The following is a 19,515-nucleotide window of genomic DNA, read 5'->3' on the forward strand; positions in this document are numbered from 1 at the left end:
GTCCTGCCCGTCAGCACGGACGGCGTCCACGCTCAGAGGCCTCGCGCTCCGGCTCCTCCGTCGGCCCCTCCGTCGGCGCCGCCATCAGCACCGCTGTCGGCACCACCATCGGCACCGCCGTCCGCGCCACCGTCGTGGACACCGGGCGTGCCGGCCGCCCCGCCGTCAGCGGGGCCCTCGGCGCCGCCGTCGGCACCGCCGTCGTGAACACTGGGCGTACCCGCGGCTCCGCCGTCGGCCGGGCCCTCGGCGCCGCTGTCAGCACCGCCGTCGGCGCCACCGTCCGCGCCACCGTCGTGGACGCCCGGGGTGCCGGCCGCGCCGCCGTCGGCCGGGCCCTCGGCGCCGCTGTCGGCGCCACCATCGGCGCCGCCGTCGTGGACACCCGGGGCACCGAAGGCTCCGCCGTCGGCGGGACCTTCCGTCTGGTTCGGATCCTGCTGTGCATCAGTCATGTTGGCCTCCCAGATTGGCGTGACCGGGCCGAAATGGGCACCCGGTCACCAGGACCGGCGATGCGTGAGCCGCACCGCCCGTGTCGAGGCTATCCGGGCAACGCCGGGGAGGGAACAGCCTCGACACCCTCGGCCCACGGAGAACCCGGACGAGGACCCGCGCGTCCTGCACCGCGTCCACCCAGCGCCCGACGGCGACGCCTCGCGCTCACAGCTGGTCGATCCGCCGGTAGCGGGACGGGGTGGTCCCCGTGGTGGCCCGGAAGTGCCGGTTGAAGTTGGAGAGGTTCGTGAAGCCCACCCGGTAGCAGATGTCCGAGACCGGCAGGTCGGTGCCGCGCAGCAGCCGGCAGGCCTCGGTGAGCCGCATCCGGGTGACCGTGCGGTTGAAGCCCACGCCGGTGGCCTTGGCGAACAGCCGGGAGAACGCGTCCCGGCTCAGCCCCACGGCCTCGGCCACCTCCGGCACGAGCATCCGGCCGTCCAGGTGCTCCGTGATGTAGCCCAGCGCCCGGTTGAAGACCTCGGCCTCGGCGGCGTCCAGCCGGTAGGAGCCGCCGCGGCTGTCCAGGTAGCGGCGCTCGCTCTCCGGGGACTCGGCGAGGATCCCCAGCAGCTCGGCCACGGCGGCCAGCCGGCGGAGACCGAACGTCCCGTTCACCGCCTCCAACGCCTCCGCCCCGGCAACTGCAGTGCGGCCGGTGAACTCGATGCCCCGGGCCGCGGCCTCCAGGAGCGGGCGCAGGGCCTCGAGCTCGGGCAGCGTCCCGGCGGCGGCGAAGAACCGCTCCTGGTCGAACTGGAGCACGGCGTCCCGGTGGCGGACCACGGCGTCGTCGTCGCGGTGGGAAATCCAGTTGTGCGGGAGGAAGGAGCCCATGATGCTGAGGTGCCCGGGGCCGAAGGGCCCGGCGTAGTCGCCGGCCATGACCGTCCCGGAGGACTCCCGGATCAGGTGCACCTCCACCTCGGGGTGGTAGTGCCAGCGGGCCAGGGGGTGGGGCCAGTCGTGCTCGTGCCACCGCACGGAGCTCGACGGGTCCGGGATCGCCAGCTCCCGGACCGGGGAGGTGACGTCCTCCGGCGTCGTGCTCCGTGCGGTGGCGTCCACGCTCAGGCTCCGGCCACGCGGATCTGGATCTTGGTGTCGGTGGGCCGGCCCTCGGCGCCGCGCTCGAACGCGGCCACGGCGTCCTCGAACGGATAGGTGGCGCTGATCAGGGCGCCCAGGTCCACGGCCGGGGACGCGGCGAGCTCGATGGCCCGCTGGTACGAGTTGGCGTAGCGGAACACCGTCTCGATCCGCAGCTCCCGGGCCTGGGCGGCGGCGACGTCCAGCGGCACCGGGTCCACGGGGATGCCGATCAGGACCACGGTCCCACCGGGGGCGGGGATCTCCCACAGGTTCCCGAAGACGTGCGGGCTGCCGCTGGCCTCGAAGACCACGTCCGCGCCCCAGCCGTCGGTGGCCTCCCGCACGGCCTCGCCCAGGTCCTGGCGGGAGACGTCCACCGCGTGGATGGTCGGATAGGCCTCGATCTTGGCGAACTTCTCGGGCGCCACGTCCGAGATGTACACCCGGGACGCCCCGCTCGCGGCGGCCGCGATGGCGGTGAGCACCCCGATAGTGCCGGCGCCCACCACCACGACGACGTCGCCCGGCGCCAGACCGGCCTTGGTCACCGCGTGCACCGCCACAGCGAAGGGCTCGATCAGGGCGCCCTCCTCCAGCGAGAGCTGCTCGGGCAGCTTGTAGGTGAAGTCGGCGGGGTGGATGATTTCGGGCTGCAGGCAGCCGTCCACCGGGGGCGTGGCCCAGAACCGCACGTCCGGGTCCACGTTGTACATGCCCAGCCGCGCGGCCCGCGAGCGCGGGTTGGGGATGCCCGGCTCCATGCAGACCCGGTCCCCCACGGTCAGGTGGTCCACGCCCTCCCCCACTTCCAGCACCGTGCCGGAGGCCTCGTGCCCGAGGACCATCGGATTCTCGACGACGTAGGGGCCGATCCGGCCGTGCGTGAAGTAGTGGACGTCGCTGCCGCAGATGCCCACGGTGTGCACGCCGATGCGTACCTCCCCGGGGCCCACCGGGCGCAGCCCCGGGACGGGCCGGACCCGGATCTCGTGCTGGCGTTCGAGGACGACGGCGTCCATGGTGCTCTCCTGGGTGCTCGGGGACTTCGCGGCGGTGGTCGTGGGGTGCGGGGTGGTGAGCGTGGTGGGGTTCATGATCTCAGGTCCTTTCAGGCGGCCATGGCGAGGCGGTCGCGGCGCGGGAGCATCCGGCCGTCCTCGGTGGTGAGGCCGGGCTGGGGCGGGTGGATGAAGAAGGTGGTGAGGGTGCCGAGGAGCATCAGGCCGGCGAAGACCCAGCACACCCCGATCGGGCCGAGGACGGGCAGCAGCAGGGTGGCGATGCCGGGGCCGAGGAACGTGGCCAGCCCGGAGGCGAGGTTGTGGGCGGAGATCGCCGCACCGCGGTGCTCGGGGGCCAGGGCCGGGAAGATCGCGCCCATCGGGACGAACGCGGTGACGGACAGGGCGAAGAGCACGGCGGCCCCGACCATCGCCGGGAAGCTGGGACCGAACCACACCGGGACGTAGGCGAAGGCGAGGACCGCGAGGGCCATGCCGCCGAAGCCGAACCAGCGCATCTGGCGCATCCAGCCGTAGCGGTCGCCGAGCCGGCCCCAGACGATGTTGGCGCCGATGGTGATGGTGTTCATGATCGCCCAGAGCATCATCCACTCGGGCAGGGAGAACCAGGACTGCCCGCCGATCTCACCAGTGGTCAGGTACAGCGGCATCATCATCGGGAACGCGTAGAGCGTGAGGTTGCACAGCACCCGGATGACCACGGAGAGCGCGATCTGCCGGTTCTCCACCAGGATGGTCACCCCGCGCAGCAGCTCGCGGGTGCGCTCGGCGCCGTGCAGCTTCTGGGAGAGGTCGATCTCGGGCGGGGCGCCGGGGACCAGAAAGGCGCACATCAGGGTGCCGGCCGCCACGAAGGGCAAGGACATCCACAGGGTGGCGTACTCGCCGATGACGGGGACCAGGAGGCTGGGCACATAGGCGCCCATCACGCCGATGCCCAACGAGAAGGACGCCCAGAACCAGCCCATGGCCGAGGCCAGGCGGCTGGGGTGCACGGATTGGGCGATGAGCACCACGAACGAATACATGAACAGCGGGTAGGCCACCCCGCGCAGGGCGTAGATCAGGATCGTCCCGACCACACTCTCCAGCCCCACGGTGAGGAACAGGACGTGCAGGACCATCCAGAGGATGCCGCCGAGGACCATGAGGCGCTTGGCGCCCACGACCTCGGCGAGCACCCCGGTGGTCCACGCCGAGATGGCGACCACCAGGCCGTAGACGGTGAAGACGAGGCCGGCCTGGGTGGGCGTGAAGCCGTTTTCGACAAGGAAGCGGGACAGGAACGTGAGCTCAAAACCATCACCGGTCATGAAGATGGCGAGGGCGAGGTAGCCGAAGAGCAGGCGGCGGGGCATGCCGAACATGCGGGTACTCCTTCGTGGACACCAAGGGGAAGGCACCTGGCGAGCAGAAGAGCGGTCAGCCGGTGCGCGATGCCCTCAACGCTACGGAGGTGTGACGCGGACCACTAGCTAGTTATGTTGATGGAAGCTAATACTTTTGCGCTGCTGAGGCAGCTACGTCATCGGCGGAGAGGCTCACACCGCGAGCTCCCTGCCGGACGTAATCGGAGGGGATGAGGCAGCCCTCTAGCAGGGAATTGCTGGCTGATTGGCGCGCTTCTCGCAGTAGGATGCGTGGGTCTCACCAGGCCAGCAAGGCCTACGGAGAGTCCGTCCGGAGCCCGGCAAAGTGCGTGAGCACTGGTGATCACGGCTTGAGTAGAGCTTCCTCTGCCGCGGCCGACATCCCGATAAAGTTAGGGCTTATGGCCCCTGTACAGCCGAAGCTGCCCATGTCACCGCCTGTCAAGATGGTCGATTTGTTCGCAGGCCCCGGTGGACTGGACGTCGCCGCCCACTGGTTGGGCATATCAGTGGTCGGCATCGAGTGGGACGAAGATGCCTGCGCCACCCGGCACGCCGCTGGCTTGAACACGGTGCAGGGAGACGTCAGCCAACACGGTCCCGCCGAGTTTCCCAATGCGACCATCCTCGCCGGCGGACCTCCCTGCCAGACTTACACCGTGGCCGGAACGGGCGCCGGACGCCGGGCATTGGAGCAGGTCCTGGCCTTCATCAGACGCATGGCCGCCGGACAGGACGTCAGCGCTGAGCTGGCGCACCTGGACGATGAACGTACCGGACTGGTTCTGCAACCCCTCCGCTGGACCCTGGAAGCATACGCACAGGGACGCCCCTACGAGACCATCGTGCTTGAACAGGTACCCGCCGTGCTGCCGGTCTGGAAGGCCATGGCACAGGCCCTGCACAGCATCGGGTACAAGACCGCATGCGGCATCCTGCATGCGGAGGAGTTCGGCGTCCCGCAAACCAGACGACGAGCAGTTCTGATCGCCCGCCGCGACTACATGCCCCGTCTGCCGCGACCGACGCACCGCCGGTTCCGCAAGGGACAGGGGCGTGAGGAGGACCATCCGCCGCTGCTGCCCTGGGACTCCGTGCTGCGGCCCTACGAGACCCTCGGCAGCACACTGGAACGACCAGAGCCATTCGTCGTCGTCTCCAACTACGGCACCGGCGGGAACCCGAAGGCTCGTGGGCGACGCACCTCCGAGGAACCGGCCGCCACGGTCACCGGCAAAATATCGCGTAACCGCCTGATAACCCACGACGGCCTAGAGCTCGCGCGGCTGAAAGAGGCCGAGGCGGGTCAACTACAGACGTTCCCCGCAAACTATCCGTGGTCCGGCAGTGACATCGCCCAGCAGATCGGCAACGCCATCCCCCCACGATTGGGCGCCCACGTCCTGGCAGCCGCCCTCGGCCGTGAGCTCGACCCCGCAGCCCTCGACAGAGCGGTACGGAACAGATGGGAGCAGACCGGTGGTGGACAACGTCTGCTCGTGGCAACCGTGGACACCGTATCAACGCGGTGAGATCACGAGGGCATGATTGTCAGGCTTCGAGGCTCCGAGGGACGGCCCCGTTGTCACCGAATGTGATGCCGCATGTGAGGCCTCTACAGCGTGTAGCTCTCCAGATGACCTCGCGCAGGCCACGCATCTGATTCCCGCCAGCACGGGAAGAGACCGTGAAGCTCACCCCAGTCGGTGGTACCGCTCCTCCTCGCACTCATTCCGGTGCCGAGCTGCGGGGGACCCAACCGAACCCGAAGTGGTAGCCCCGCAGGCCCTGCGCGCATCGGCGAGAGGAGAGAAATATACGTTCTATGATGCCGAAGTAGGGACCCGACCGGCAGTGAATCGCGTCGGTTCCCCCTGATACACCTTCATGGCCTGCTCCCCCGCCTTATTCACAGGCCGTCCCCGCGACACGTGAGCACAGAAAGCAGGAAGACGCCCGTGGCCGACGCCGACGTCATCGAGACCATCCAGCTCGCCCCCGATGCCGGCTTGGTCAAAAGTCTCGGAGCCCACCACACTCTCGAATCCGCGCTCGCGGACCTGGTCGACAACGCGATCGACGCCGGTGCCGGTCGCGTCGTCGTGCGGCTGCTGACACGAGGCTCTCATCTGGCCCGTGTGGAGGTACTGGATGACGGGGCAGGCATGGACCAGGAAGCCGCGACCCAGGCCATGACGATCGGACATCGACGCGACTATGTGACCTCGGACCTCGGGCACTTCGGCATGGGCTTGAAGGCCGCCTCGTTCGCGCACGCCGATACCCTGACGGTGTGGTCTCAGCGCGACGGCACGGAGCCGGTCGGACGCCGTATCGTGCGTGCGGACTTCTCCCGCGACTTCTCCTGTGAGCTGCTGTCCACCGACAGGGCCGCTGCTGCCGCCGAGGCCCGCAACGAACACACGGGAAAGACGTCGGGTACGAGCGTCGTTTGGACCGGTATTCGGCACGGTTACCGTGGCGTCAGCACGACGGCGGCCGTGGAGTGGCTCGATGACCAGGAGAATGAGGTCCGAGTCCATCTCGGTGTCGTCTTCCACCGCCTCATCGCCTCAGGACGTCTGCGGATCGACATCTCCGTGGACGAGATGGATGCCGGCGGTGGCGCGCTGGCCGTTCCGGTGTCGGCGATCGACCCGTTCGGCTACGCCGTGTCGGGTCATCCGGGGTACCCGAAGACTCTCGTGGCCGCCGTCGGTGAGCAGAAAATCTCGATGACCGCCCACGTGTGGCCGGCGAAGAAGGACATCACCGGTTTCCGTATCGGGGACCGTAACGGTGAAAAGCTGCAGGGGTTCTTCATCTACCGCAACGACCGGCTCCTTCACGCGGGGTCGTGGGCGGACACCGCCGCCCCGTCCAGGGAGCGGCAGCTGGCCCGAGTAGTGCTGGACGATCCTGAGGCGATCCGGGGATTTGTCACTATGAACTCGGAGAAGCAAGGGGTTCGCTTCCAGCACGCCTTCCACGAGGCGGTCTCGCGCGCCGTCTCGGAAGATGGGACGGGTTTCGAGGAGTTCCTCGCCGACGCCGAACAGGCCTACACGACGGCGAACAAGCGTCGGGTGGCACGCCGGAAGCCTGCGATCACCCCGGGCAAGGGTTTCGCCCCGGGAGTGCGTAAGGCCTTCGAGTCTGAGCTGCCTCTGATTCAGGGGGACGAGATGCACCTGCGATGGAAGAAGCTGCCGGAGGACGAGTTCGTCGATGTCAACTTCCCGGAACGGGTCCTATACCTCAACGCCCGGTACCGGTCTCTGTTCACACCCGAGCGGGGCAGTCTCAACGACGCTCCGGTGGTGAAGGCCCTCCTGTACCTGTTGACGCACGAGATCTACGAGGGGCAGGTCCTGGGCGCTCGTGACAGGGACCAGATCGAGCTGTGGAAGGCCGTGCTGGGTGCAGCCGTGATGGAGGAGGCCAGGATGCGTGGGGTCAAGCAGTCATGACGGCGGGATGGTCTGCGGACGCTCGTCACCTCACACCGGACACCCTCTACCTCTACTGGGCCGCCGGTGCGCCCATGGTCGTTCCGGTCTCCGGCTCCCCCTGGGTCCGGCTTGGACTGGATCCGGTGGCGGGTCGCCTCACCCTGACCACCCCGTACACCCCTCCCGAGCCCGACACGGCCCGTCTCACGCACATCGACTACCAGGCGGTGGTCAGCGACGAGGGAGAGGTGGGAGAGCTGACCGTGACCGTGCACGAAGGCGGCCTGCACGGTGTGTACGGGCTGTTGACCACGGTCATCGACGAGATCCAACTCCACGGACGCACGCTTGCACGCGCCCTGGCCGTTGCTCTCGAACGTCACCAGGACGTGCTCTCCACCCGTGGTGCGCTTCCCGTGGAAGCGGAGGTCGGTCTGTTCGGAGAACTTCTGCTGCTGGACCATGCGATTCGGGTATACGGAGCCGTGGAGGCGGTTTCCTCGTGGCAGGGACCGCTCGGGGAGGAGCACGACTTCACGCTCCCGGGTACCTACCTCGAGGTGAAGACCACGATCGGCGAGACTCGACGCCATGTCATCCACGGGCTGGGGCAGCTGGTCCCGTCGGCCGGCGGTCTGCCCCTGCACCTCGTGTCCGTGCAGTTGACGCGCACGAATCACCACGACGGGCAGGCCCTGCCCGGGATCGTTGCCGCGCTGCGCGCATCGGCCGCCGCGGTGGTGTTCGACCTGGAGGAACGGCTGGCCGGGACCGGATGGCGTGACGAGGACGCGGACCTGTACACGACCGCTTGGACGCTGCGCAGTCGCCCGCGAGCCTATCTGGTCGACGACTCGTTCCCGGCCCTGACACCGGAACGCGTCGCTGCTGTCGTGCCCGACCCTCACCTGGTCTCCGGCGTCGTCTATCAGATCGACGTGACACCCCTGTCCCACACCCCGTTGCCGGCCCTGCCCGGGTTCGTCGAAGACAAGGAGCACTGAACATCGTGCAGACCTATATCGCGCCCGCGTGGACTCCAGCGCTGCGCAACCTCATGACGGGTATGGCCGGTGGCCAGCCGTTCGAGCTGCTGCCGGCGCTCACGGCCTTCACCGGTGGTACGCCCGTCAGCGAGGACGATCTTGCCACCTGGATTAGCGCTGCTTCCGAGAACGACGCAGCGCTGGCGCAGATGCGCATCGCCCTGGCGGGGTGGGATGCCGCGGAGTCCGCAGACCTCATCAGTGCGCCGAAGACGCAACAGCGCCGCCGCGCCGTGTACGAGAAGCTCGGACTAGCCGGTCCTGCGCCGGCCATCCTCAACGAGCGCATGCCGGTCGCCGAAGAGGCTGACATCGTCATCTCCACGGACTTCACCAAGTGGTATGACGCGGCCAGCAGCGAGCGTCCCGACGTCTACTGGAGTCACTATCGCGACTATCTGCGCGATCAGAAGGGCTGGGGAGGTGAGGCGATCGCCTCCCTCGACGAGGCCTCCACCCAGGTGGTCCGGCGGCTTTCGGATCCGTGCCGTGCTGACGCCAAGCGCACGAAGGGCCTTGTCGTCGGGTATGTGCAGTCGGGTAAGACGGCCAATTTCACGGGTGTGACGGCGAAGGCGATCGATGCTGGGTACCGGCTGGTGATCGTTTTGACCGGAACGATCGAAATTCTGCGGGCCCAGACGCAGCGCCGCATGGACATGGAGTTAATCGGCGTCGAGAACATTTTGGCCGGCGGGGAAGAGGACGATCCCGATGTGCGGAAGGAGCAGGACTACCTGACCGATGAGGACTGGCACCGGGACAAGTTCGTCTCGCACGGTGCTGCCCTGGAGCAGCACAACGTTCCGGCCATCCGGCGCGCCACGACACTGCACCGTGATTACCGCCGGCTGCCCGAGGGCATCTCGCAGTTCCGCTTCTCACGCGCCGATAAGTCCAAGCCGCTCAACGCCCCGGTAAACCTGCAGGGGACCGCGGCGTATGTCGCGATCGTGAAGAAGGAGAAGAGCGGGCTCAAGCAGCTGATCCAGGACCTCAAACCCTTGAAGGACCGACTCAAGGAACTGCCGGTGCTGATCATCGACGACGAGGCCGACGTCGCGTCGCCGGACACCACGAACCGCACGTCTTTGAAGGCGACCACCAATGCCGGTAAGCGCACGGCGATCAACGAGAAGATCCGGGAGATCCTCGCCCTGTGCCCGCGCGCCCAGTACGTCGGGTACACCGCGACTCCGTACGCCAACGTGTTCGTCGACCCGGGGGATGAGATCGACCTGTTCCCCACCGACTTCGTGATCTCACTACGTCGCCCGCCGGGCTACATGGGTGTGCAGGAGTTCCACGACGTCGGCACCAGCTGGGACGGCGAGCGGCCCACCGTGGAGACCTCGAACGAAGAAGCCCACATCCGCTACCTCGAGGGCGACCCCGAGGAGGACGAACCCACACGTAACCGCGAGCTACTGGAGGCCATCGACGCCTGGGTTCTGTCCGGTGCCGTCAAGAAGTACCGCGAGGCCAACGAGGGGCTCTCCTTCAAGCACCACACCATGCTGGTGCACGAGTCGGTCAAGACGATCCATCACGCCGATGCCGCCGAGGCCGTCCGCTCGCTCTGGAAGCAGGCCGCGCACAGCACCAGCGTGGGACAAGCCCGTCTGAAGAACCTCTTCGTCAAAGACTTCCAACCTGTCATGCGGGCCCGGACGGAAGGCCATCTGATCCCGGAAACCTTCGAAGAGCTCGAACCCTACATCGGTCAGGCCCTGCAAGAGATCAGGAAGGACACCGACCCGGTCCTGGTCGTGAACTCGGACAAGGAGATCCAGGCCAACCAGAAGGCTCTGGACTTCCAGGCCGACAAGGTGTGGAAAATCCTCGTCGGCGGCACTCAACTCTCCCGCGGCTTCACCGTCGAGGGACTCACGGTCTCCTACTACCGACGGAAAGCCGGCCAGGCAGACACCCTGATGCAAGCCGGGCGTTGGTTCGGTTTCCGTCAGGGCTACCGCGATCTGGTCCGCCTATACATCCCCGCAGAGCTCTACCGAGCCTTCGAAGCACTCCTGATCGACGAGGAACACTTCCGCGCCGAACTGCGCAAATTCGAAGGGCTCGACGAGAACGACAAACCCCTCATGCTGCCCGTCAATATCCCACCCAAAGTCCAGCAGAGCCTCGCCTGGCTTAAACCTACCGCCCGCAACAAGATGTACAACGCCGTAATCACCTCGGAGGCGTCCCCCGGAGGTTTCAAAGACCTCTATGGCATCCCGACCTCCCCAACCGCCCTGCGCAAAAACCTCACCGCTGTCGGCCTCCCCCTCCTGCAACACACCACGTCGGTGCCCGTCCAGGTACCGGGCCACCGTGAGTCACCCCTCTCCTTTCGCCTGGGCACCATGAGCGCCCCGGCACTCCTCCAAATGCTCGACAAGCACATCTGGCAAGAAAAATGGGCCGTCTCCTACCATCCCACTCTGAAATTTCTCCACACCGCCACGGACGACGGCCGCATCAAGGAATGGGCACTTGCGTGGCACCAACCTGAAGGTGTCGATCACATGACGATCGAGGGCCTCGGCACCGTGCCGGTCGTCAAACGTTCACGCCGCGAGCGGCGCGGCGACTTCCCCGGATCCGACCGGAAGCACGCCAATGCCGTCCTAGCGCTGGCTCAGGGAAAGAGCCTTGCCGACCTGCCACCTTTGGCGGGCCGCGGGGTTGTCATGGCCTACCTGGCCTATGACCCGGCGGGATCCGGTGAGCCGACCAGCGACGACTTGTTCGTCCTGCTTTCGGTCGCCGTGCCCAATGCAGCCGTGCGACGGGCCAGCGACAAGATCTACTGGTCCGTGGAGGCTCCTGAAGACAAGCTGCAGGTGTTGACTGCAAAGTGAAGATGCGTCGGTGAGGGAGGCCGATAGTTGCCGGCCCCCTCGTTCCCTGCTGTGCTACAACCCCAATGATGGCTTCTGGCTACGTTGGCAGACCTCTCCCAGCGCGGTGGCCGAGCCATCTCTAACAGCCACGGTGAGCGACTGGCACGTCGTCGTCCCTTCAAATCTACTGGGGTGGCTACGCGCGTAGTGGGGACCGCGGAGAGGTATTCCGTCGCCGACGGTAAAGAGGTTGTGCGCTGACATCGGTCCGGAGTCGCATCTATGAACAGGTCATCGAGTGGGCGGCACGCGGACATGTGGCCTATTGCGGGTTCTGCGAGCGGGCCAGGTGAGCTGTGCCGCGGGCGCTGCGTCAAGACTGGGGGTGCAAGTGCTGCCGTTGACGGCGGTGTCGGTGGAAGACTCGATCGGGACCGGCCCATCGCTGACGCGCATAATGCCCTTCCAGTCCCGGAAGGCGGGACGATGCCGGGATTAGGTGCATTGGCGTGGATGGTGATGGCCGCCCCATAGGAGTGGCGTGGGGGTGTGACTGTCGGCGCGGTGTGTGAGCTGGTCTGTCGCACGCATATCGTCCCGATCACCGACTGGCGGTACCCTCTGGCCGGAGTGCGGTTACTATCGGAATTCTGGCTGCCCTAGCCGTGGTCGTCATCCGCCGTGGACAACAACGGCGAAATAGATGTTGCGCCATGCTTGCCCTACGAGGCGCCCCCCTGGTCATTTGGTGTTCGGTGACTACCTTCGCGGCGCCTCCAAATATTCTAGATAATCTCCTGTGCATCGCGTCAGCTTGCTGGTGAAACAGCTCGAAGGGCGACGAGCCGGAACAGCTGGCCTTTGTGGAGGAGTGCCCCTGGAGACCTTCAGCGGCCTCCATGCGCGTTAATCGTGTATTTTCACTCGTGTGGCAAATTCTAAGCGCGTACTGGCCGCCCCTGGTTCCAGTTGCCTGCGTGACCCCAGAGAGCGTAAGGGCATCGTTGTCGAGGAGTTTTCTCCGCACGCGATTCTGTCCCCTAGTGACGACGATGAACTCCAAAGGGTTTTCCAGTGGTTGCAGCACAGGGATCTAGCTAGCCTTCTGACGGTCGCTGTGGACGACGCCGTGAAGTACGTGCTCGATGGCTCGAGGACGGGGCGGTTCGATCTCAACTCCGACGAGGTCGACTCCGACGAGCGATCCGCGGTCGGGACGAACTTGCAGTACCGGATCATCAACGTGCTGGGACTCCTCAAGGAGCGGCCGCTTGACACTGTAATTGACGGGACACCCGTCGAGCTCAAGGCGACGGTTCGCAACAACTGGATGATTCCCACCGAGGGACAGTGCGAGGTCTGCCTGCTGTCTGAGGTGGACACGAAGAACATGCGGCATCGGGCGCTGCTGATGCGGACCCATCGAGCTTGGCTCAACAAGCCAAACAAGGACAAGAAGCGCACCATTTGGGCTGATGCCATACGGACATACTCCCTGGCCGTGCTGGACTGGACCCCGCTGCCTCCTGAGCCGCTCAAACTACTTACTCCCGAGCAACTTGCCATCGCCTTCGCCCCCCGTGTCGGTCAAACAGAACGCCTGACCTCCTTATTCGGCTTCCTGCCCGATACCGTTTTCCCCCGCAGCTCGATCGAGACCGTCTGCTCGGGAAATAAGGACCCGATGCGACGTGCCCGCCAGGCAAAATCAAGAGTTCTTGATCGTCATGGATTCACAGTGCTGTGCGGTGCCTGGCGCGAGGATCTCGAGTGCGCGGCTGAGCGGGGTTACGACATCTCCAATAATGCGTGGATTGCCCTGAGCCCGGAGACATTCAACGACTCCTTCCCCTCTGAATTCTTGTTCTGAGACCGATGGGCAATTCTTGGTTCCGGCCACGAATCGAGAAATTTACTGGCGACAACTACCTGGGTCTGCCCGATGCACCGCATAGCGGGCCTGTGCTGGCAGCGACGAGGACAGACGGCACGATTCTGAGGAACAAGCAAACAATACGACTCTCTGTGTCCACCGATGGGCCAGCCGGTGCTCGAGGGCAGCCCATCGTGGCCCCCGCCCGATAGAGAGTCGTGGGTGTGCCTTCGCAGACCATGAATAGTGCGATCTAGGGTATCGGCGACGCAGGACCGGTGCCCCATTGGAGCACGGAGGATCAATTCCTGTCCCGATCGGTTACGGAAACCATTGGAGATGAAAGCCGTGAACACCGATACGGTCTCTGACGAGACGGCAACTCCCCACTTCTTCCGGGATCTCGCGGTGAGTGCCAGAGGCGTCATTCTGCTGACCGTGGGTCTGACCGGCTGACCGCATGTTCCCGCCGATCGGGTGCTTCTCCGGTCACACGGCGAAGCGATACACCCGGTCGTCACTACTCCCGGACACAGGTTGCGGGGACACCGACAGCGCCGGCCCTGTTGCCCTCCAGATGCATAGGGGCGCTGGTCCGACAAGGGTCGACAGCTCGATAGAATCGATCACCATGACCTACGAACATCCGCATCCATCTGAGTCACGGCCCTACCAGATGGTGGACCTCTTCGCCGGCCCCGGCGGACTCGACGTAGCCGCACATTGGCTGGGGATTTCAGTAGTCGGGATCGAGTGGGACACGAACGCCTGTGCCACCAGGCGCCGCGCCGGACTAGGAACCGTGCAGGGCGATGTTCGCGACCAAGCCCCTGAAAAGTTCCCCACGGCGACCATTCTCGCCGGCGGGCCTCCCTGCCAGACCTATACCGTGGCCGGCACAGGCGCCGGCCGGAGGGCGTTGGATCAGGTCCTGTCCTTCGTCGAGCGCATGGCTGACGGAGACGATGTCACTGAGGACCTGATTGCCCTCGATGATGAGCGCACCGGATTGGTGCTTCAGCCGCTGCGCTGGTCCTTGGAAGCCCATCGACGGGAGTGCCCCTACGAGATCATTGTGCTGGAGCAGGTACCGGCCGTGCTGCCCGTCTGGGAAGCCATGGCAAGAGTACTGGAAGGCATTGGCTACAAGACCGCTTCCGGAATCCTGCATGCAGAGGAGTTCGGGGTTCCGCAGACCCGCCGACGAGCCATTCTGATCGCCCACAGGAACCGCACGCCGCGCTTGCCGCAGCCAACCCATCGCCGTTTCAATAAGAAGGCGACGGACTTATCCGAACATTCATCGCTGTTGCCGTGCGAGACCATCGGCGGAACACTGCGACGAACGAGTTCCTTCACTGTCATCTCGAACTACGGAACCGGCGGTGACCCGAAGGCTCGTGGTCGTCGAACCTCCTCGGAACCTGCCTTCACGGTCACCGGAAAGATCTCGCGCAATCGCCTGGTGTCGGACGATGGTCGTGAACTTGACCGACTCGATCTCTCCGAGGCCGGTCTACTGCAGACCTTCCCCGTGGACTTTCCCTGGTCCGGCAACGACGTCGCCCAACAGATCGGAAACGCCATTCCCCCACGATTGGCCGCCCATGTCCTGACAGCAGCTCTCGGCCAAGAACTGGATCTGGAGGCCCTCAACAAAGCAGTGCGAGGCGCTTGGGAGGAAACTGGCAGCAGCGCACCTCTATCTGCGGAGGCTCTGGAGACCCTTTCTACGCAACCTTCGCAAACTCCTCATGAGAGCGAGCCTATTCGGGAACTCGTGGGGACGCAGTCCTGACCGACCCAACCCTCACTGGCCCAGAGCACATGTAATGACCGCTGGGGGTGCAACGCGACTCGCGGGCCGGAGCCCTGCCGACTGGACTGTCGTGGGTGAGCGCAGGGAGGTCCCCCACTTTCCTGATCAACAGTCAAGGAAAGACCGTGCCGATAATGCGCAGGAGCGTCGATCTGAACGGGCACGCGCGAACATCGACAGCATCGATTCGTGATCTCATCGACACGACATCACAGGCCCGAACTGCGCCTGCACCGAGAATGCGTCTCAACCTGCATCCGAGATACGCCTAGGCCTGCGACGGGCGCGCACAAAGCTGGCGCTTCCGCTCGAGACTCACCCCGAGCAGGAGTGCCAGCCGACTGAATCGGTGTCGCGGTCGCGTCTCTACAACATTGCACCGCCCTCCCGAGATCGAGTTGACGGCTGTGCCCTCGATGCAGCATCCCCTGCTCGCCGATTACGCCACGACAACCACACAGTTTTGCGCGTCAGCTCCGGGACAGAAGCACGTCCGAAATCTACCGTGAAAACGGGAACATTCTCAAGCGGCTTTGAGTCCGATCCACCACTCTGGCTTCAAATTTACCACTGCGTCACAATATCGTTGATATTCATAATTGAGGCGCCCCCTAGCCACGTCGGGACAAAATTGCTCACCATATAAGCCGCTGAATGAAGCAGTGTGACTTCTCCTATGTGCTCATGTGTTCCACGATCAACCACGAAATCTTATTCCCGAAAGCTGATTACTCGGCCGAGTCCGCGCCGTCTAACAGACACAAAGGTCGAGGTCAAAGCCGACCGTCACGGCAACAAAAAGAAGAGCATTTTCGTAAGGAGCAGCTCCTTGGAGTTCGCGCGTCGGAGTGGGAGTGGACGCCTCGACTTCCCACAGAAGCGATCCCATGGATCCCAAGGCCTCCTGGACATGGCATGAGTGCAATCCGACAGTTATCGAGTCAGACCTACTGCATAGACTGCGACGCAACATAGGACGAATCGTGCACCCCCGGTCATTGAATGAATATCCATTGACCGATGGACAGGGTTGGGGCAACCACTCCAGGCGTGCAACACGCTGGCATTCGATGGCAGCGAAGCAATCGGCAGGAGCACCGTGAAAACTACTTCTATCACCATGATCGACCTGTTCTCCGGCTGTGGTGGGATGACTCAAGGTTTTGTCCAAGAGGGATTCAAACCTGTCTTGGCTGTCGAGTTCGACCAAGCAGCAGCATCCACGTATGCGGCGAACTTTGGGGAGGAGCACACGTATTTCGGTGACATCGTGAAGCTTCCGGACGTGGACATCCCCGAGGCCGACCTAGTCATCGGTGGCCCTCCATGCCAGGGATTTTCCAACTTGGGCAGCAAGGACGTGAACGATCCCCGGAACAAACTCTGGAAGGAGTACATCCGCGTCGTCGGGAAGGCAAGACCGAAGGCCTTCATCATGGAGAACGTCGAACGGTTCTCAAAGAGCACCGAGTTCCAGATGCTTCTGGACGAAGCTGATGGAGGCATGCTCGCCGAGTATGAGCTGCAATGGCGCGTCCTGCTGGCCGCTGACTACGGAGTCGCGCAGCGACGCCCGAGGACTGTTCTGATCGGCTCCCGAATGGGAGCCATAGAACCCCCTGCGCCGACACACTCCAAGGATGGGCTCGGAGGACTCAAGCCGTGGCGAACGGTCAGGGACAGGATCCAGGGTCTCCCTGTCGAGCCTGCATTAACGGAGCTCCCTGACCGCGTCACCGAGTACTTCGGGCACCAGATCGCTGGCGCGTTCACCTCCGAAGAAATTCACATTGGACGGAACCCGCGGCCGCTCTCCCTGCAGCGTTACGATCACATACCTCCCGGAGGAGGTCGGTTCAACTTGCCGACTGCCCTTCAGCCCGACTGCTGGAAAAACAAGGCGACCGGCACGACAGATGTCATGGGCCGCATGCGATGGGATGCCCCTTCTCTTACCATCCGCACGGAATTCTTCAAACCGGAGAAGGGTCAGTATCTTCACCCACAGTGGGATCCAATAGATTCATCAAATAGAGTGAATCGCGTGATCACCCATTACGAGGCTGCTCGGCTACAAGATTTTCCCGATAACTTTGTCTGGTGTGGCACCAAAATTCAGATTGCCCGTCAAATCGGCAACGCCGTCCCCGCGGGCCTGGCAGCGGCTGTGGCAAGACAGGTGCGGACCGCTCTCGAATCACCGCATGAAGAGGTGCGCGCAACTTCGGAGTTCAAGGGTTAGGTCAGAATATGGCGAAAACAATTTTCCGTGAATTATGTTACGCGTTGGGCATCCATGCCTCCGCCGAGACAGACGCGCATCAAGTCGACAACTACAATGACATACGGGACCCACGGAATCACATCGGCCCCAAACGCATCTTTATTCTTAGCCAAAATGTGCCCCAATCTAAGAACTCTAAGGGTTTGCGACCTTCTCGATTAAGTTTCGGCCGGCGCACCCGCTGTCGCGCCGTGAACCGGTGATCGTGTTGCCCTGGCAAACCTGTTCGGGTTGACAGCCAAGCCTGGAAAGTGACAGCTCCGAGTGATCTCCTGGTCATTGCTCCACTGCTACCGATGCATGGAAAGGGAGTGTGCGAGGCCAGCATCACTACTGTGGGCCGCCTAAAGGCTTGGTGACAGAACACATACCTTCCATGCCCTTCTCGCTCATGAGCGACAATTGAACGGTGGAAAGCATGCCGCCCACAGAAATGTCCGGCGCACAGGACGGGACCGGAAGGAAACCCCCGACCGATTCCCCGCGCGCCGTAGACGCATCGACCTCGGCCAGAATGTCACTCCAGCGACGCCGTGACACGGCCCCCGAGCTCTTGCTCAGGAAGGAACTTCACAGCCGGGGTCTGCGCTATCGCGTGGACTCGAAACTTCCGGGCATGCCTCGACGACGGGCCGATGTGTTGTTCACGCGCCAGAAAATTGCGGTGTTTGTGGATGGCTGTTTTTGGCACGCCTGCCCCATCCATGCCACGAGCCCCCAAAACAACAGTGGTTGGTGGCGCACCAAGCTCGACGGCAACATTGCCAGAGATCGGGACACCGACCGCCGACTACAGGAACAGGGATGGCAGGTTCTGCGCTTCTGGGAACACGAAGACATGACACTTGCCGCCGACGTGGTCGAATCGCATGTGAGAGGCACCTTAATACCGTGAAATACACCTGTATGCTTTGATTCGCCCGGAATGGTACTGCGCGTACGGCATCTGCTTCAGACGATCCTTCACAACAGCGAGATGCGTGGCTTGAGCATTGGGATACCGATCAAGCAGGAACGCGTAACACTGTGTCGCATGCACCTCCAGAAGAGTGGTCAAGGTCGGCGACCTCAGTGCCCCTTTCGCGCCCCTTCAACCTGGGGCGCCCTGTCCATCCCGGGTGCAGCGCTGATTCGCTAGGGCATAGCGCCTTAATACATGAACCGGCATACAGGCTTCCCTGTTTCGTGGTCCCTGAAATAGTACTGAATCATATTACCGCTCTTCACCACCTCCTGTCGCTTCTTCGGCCTCCTCGATCGCACCTTGGGGAATGGTGGAGTTAGCTCGAGCCGGTATAGCCTGAACAGCACTTACGAGATCGTCGTAATCGCGGATCCGCCCTTGTTTTAGCAGGCGGTCGAACGTCACACCCGGGCTCCACTTCGCTGGCTTTCGCGATCTGACCCGTTCCATCGCCCGGATCAAGGCTGGCAGATCTAAGTGATAGACGTAGTCCACGGAACCCGACTGATCGGCAATGATTTTTAGCATTGCCGGGCGTGGCTCCATAGTGATCACGGCGTAGTGCGGCATTGGCCCGCGCCGCTGAGACGCCAGCTTGGATCCTTGTGAAACGCAATCTTGGGCGCGATCGGTCCTGAGTGACCATTTCGACGATAGGCCCAGATGAAGAAACGATTCTCTGCCCTCGTCCACAGACGCACACGTAAGGTCAAGCTTCAGCAGCGACTCTTCTGGCATGTAGAGCTTCAAACGCGTGCTCAAACGATCCTGCTCCCCGAACTCCGCGGTTGCCTTCGCTAGCCTCCTCTTCAATCGCTTAGTAGCAGCAGAATTGGGTAGCTGCTCAGCAATCTTCTGCAGCTGTTCGAGAGTCGGCGCCGTTTCCTTGTGATTTGACACGAACGCCGGGAACACCCTCAGGTGCGCATACTGCTCGAATTCCAGTGCAGAACGTGACCGGAGAATCGCCAGATCTGGTCGGAGTGGCTGCAGGTGTAGCTGGATGGCTTCTTCCAGCCGCGCTCCTGGATCTTTTCCAACCACTCTGTCGGTCGGTACACCTAGCTCATTGAAAAGGGCTCGACCAAGTTCGATAGAGCCCGAATCGTTCGAGTCAGATGTGTTCGGGTTGGCTGTGACTTGCCCATTATTGATTCGGAAACCGCACAGACTAGCAGCGAAGGGAGCAGGCATGAGACCCAGGCTCCCATTAAAGACGGGTTGCTGATGCCCGACACTCCAGACCAAG

Annotated in this window: 13 protein-coding genes; 8 read left to right on the top strand and 5 right to left on the bottom strand. The window is 63.8% G+C overall.

Going from position 1 to position 19,515, the window contains the following annotated elements:
- Nucleotides 1–32: 32 nt before the first annotated feature.
- The 4 genes from ACFU0Y_RS05225 to ACFU0Y_RS05240 all read right to left on the bottom strand — a co-directional run bounded on the left by ACFU0Y_RS05225 (nt 33) and on the right by ACFU0Y_RS05240 (nt 3,979).
- On the bottom strand, nt 33–455 hold the full coding sequence (locus ACFU0Y_RS05225; protein WP_380213389.1) for a BatC protein: 423 nt from the start codon (nt 453–455) through the stop codon (nt 33–35).
- A gap of 208 nt (nt 456–663) precedes the next feature.
- Entirely contained in the window at nt 664–1,566 is a 903-nt protein-coding gene (locus ACFU0Y_RS05230) for an AraC family transcriptional regulator (protein ID WP_380213390.1), read from the bottom strand.
- A gap of 2 nt (nt 1,567–1,568) precedes the next feature.
- A complete protein-coding gene (locus ACFU0Y_RS05235; protein WP_380213391.1) occupies nt 1,569–2,684 on the bottom strand; it encodes an NAD(P)-dependent alcohol dehydrogenase in 1,116 nt (371 codons plus the stop codon).
- Between the two features lie 14 nt (nt 2,685–2,698).
- The gene (locus ACFU0Y_RS05240) at nt 2,699–3,979 is read right to left on the bottom strand and encodes an MFS transporter (RefSeq protein ID WP_380213393.1); all 1,281 of its coding nucleotides are present in this window, start codon (nt 3,977–3,979) and stop codon (nt 2,699–2,701) included.
- Nucleotides 3,980–4,428: 449 nt separating this feature from the next.
- Here ACFU0Y_RS05240 and ACFU0Y_RS05245 point away from each other — a divergent pair, with 449 nt between their 5' ends.
- From ACFU0Y_RS05245 to ACFU0Y_RS05280, 8 genes are all read left to right on the top strand, one after another.
- Nucleotides 4,429–5,514, top strand: a complete 1,086-nt coding sequence (locus tag ACFU0Y_RS05245) for a DNA cytosine methyltransferase (RefSeq protein WP_380213394.1) — start codon at nt 4,429–4,431, stop codon at nt 5,512–5,514.
- Between the two features lie 426 nt (nt 5,515–5,940).
- On the top strand, nt 5,941–7,452 hold the full coding sequence (locus ACFU0Y_RS05250) for an ATP-binding protein (protein WP_380213395.1): 1,512 nt from the start codon (nt 5,941–5,943) through the stop codon (nt 7,450–7,452).
- Between the two features lie 74 nt (nt 7,453–7,526).
- Nucleotides 7,527–8,438, top strand: coding sequence for a PD-(D/E)XK motif protein (locus tag ACFU0Y_RS05255; protein ID WP_380213396.1), 912 nt, complete (start codon nt 7,527–7,529; stop codon nt 8,436–8,438).
- Nucleotides 8,439–8,443: 5 nt separating this feature from the next.
- Nucleotides 8,444–11,344 (top strand): Z1 domain-containing protein, encoded by a 2,901-nt coding sequence (locus ACFU0Y_RS05260; RefSeq protein WP_380213397.1) that lies wholly within the window; start codon nt 8,444–8,446, stop codon nt 11,342–11,344.
- 910 nt (nt 11,345–12,254) lie between these two features.
- Nucleotides 12,255–13,196, top strand: a complete 942-nt coding sequence (locus ACFU0Y_RS05265; protein ID WP_380213398.1) for a NaeI family type II restriction endonuclease — start codon at nt 12,255–12,257, stop codon at nt 13,194–13,196.
- A gap of 634 nt (nt 13,197–13,830) precedes the next feature.
- Nucleotides 13,831–14,997, top strand: a complete 1,167-nt coding sequence (locus tag ACFU0Y_RS05270) for a DNA cytosine methyltransferase (protein WP_380213399.1) — start codon at nt 13,831–13,833, stop codon at nt 14,995–14,997.
- 1,141 nt (nt 14,998–16,138) lie between these two features.
- Nucleotides 16,139–17,260 carry a DNA cytosine methyltransferase gene (locus tag ACFU0Y_RS05275; protein WP_380213400.1) on the top strand — a complete coding sequence of 374 codons (1,122 nt, stop codon included), beginning with the start codon at nt 16,139–16,141 and terminating at the stop codon, nt 17,258–17,260.
- Between the two features lie 460 nt (nt 17,261–17,720).
- Nucleotides 17,721–18,197 carry a very short patch repair endonuclease gene (locus tag ACFU0Y_RS05280; RefSeq protein ID WP_380213413.1) on the top strand — a complete coding sequence of 159 codons (477 nt, stop codon included), beginning with the start codon at nt 17,721–17,723 and terminating at the stop codon, nt 18,195–18,197.
- 318 nt (nt 18,198–18,515) lie between these two features.
- Here ACFU0Y_RS05280 and ACFU0Y_RS05285 read toward each other — a convergent pair whose 3' ends face one another.
- A complete protein-coding gene (locus tag ACFU0Y_RS05285) occupies nt 18,516–19,460 on the bottom strand; it encodes an NgoMIV family type II restriction endonuclease (RefSeq protein ID WP_380213401.1) in 945 nt (314 codons plus the stop codon).
- Nucleotides 19,461–19,515 lie beyond the last annotated feature (55 nt).

Origin of the sequence: Kocuria sp. NPDC057446 (assembly GCF_042802875.1) — a bacterium.
Lineage (GTDB): Bacteria > Actinomycetota > Actinomycetes > Actinomycetales > Micrococcaceae > Kocuria.

Coding starts and splice junctions, on each gene's coding strand:
- ACFU0Y_RS05280 (WP_380213413.1), top strand. CDS start 17,721: ATGCCGCCCACAGAAATGTCCGGCGCACAGGACGGGACCGGAAGGAAA.
- ACFU0Y_RS05270 (WP_380213399.1), top strand. CDS start 13,831: ATGACCTACGAACATCCGCATCCATCTGAGTCACGGCCCTACCAGATG.
- ACFU0Y_RS05240 (WP_380213393.1), bottom strand. CDS start 3,979: ATGTTCGGCATGCCCCGCCGCCTGCTCTTCGGCTACCTCGCCCTCGCC.
- ACFU0Y_RS05235 (WP_380213391.1), bottom strand. CDS start 2,684: ATGAACCCCACCACGCTCACCACCCCGCACCCCACGACCACCGCCGCG.
- ACFU0Y_RS05275 (WP_380213400.1), top strand. CDS start 16,139: ATGATCGACCTGTTCTCCGGCTGTGGTGGGATGACTCAAGGTTTTGTC.
- ACFU0Y_RS05225 (WP_380213389.1), bottom strand. CDS start 455: ATGACTGATGCACAGCAGGATCCGAACCAGACGGAAGGTCCCGCCGAC.
- ACFU0Y_RS05255 (WP_380213396.1), top strand. CDS start 7,527: ATGGTCGTTCCGGTCTCCGGCTCCCCCTGGGTCCGGCTTGGACTGGAT.
- ACFU0Y_RS05245 (WP_380213394.1), top strand. CDS start 4,429: ATGGTCGATTTGTTCGCAGGCCCCGGTGGACTGGACGTCGCCGCCCAC.
- ACFU0Y_RS05285 (WP_380213401.1), bottom strand. CDS start 19,460: ATGCCTGCTCCCTTCGCTGCTAGTCTGTGCGGTTTCCGAATCAATAAT.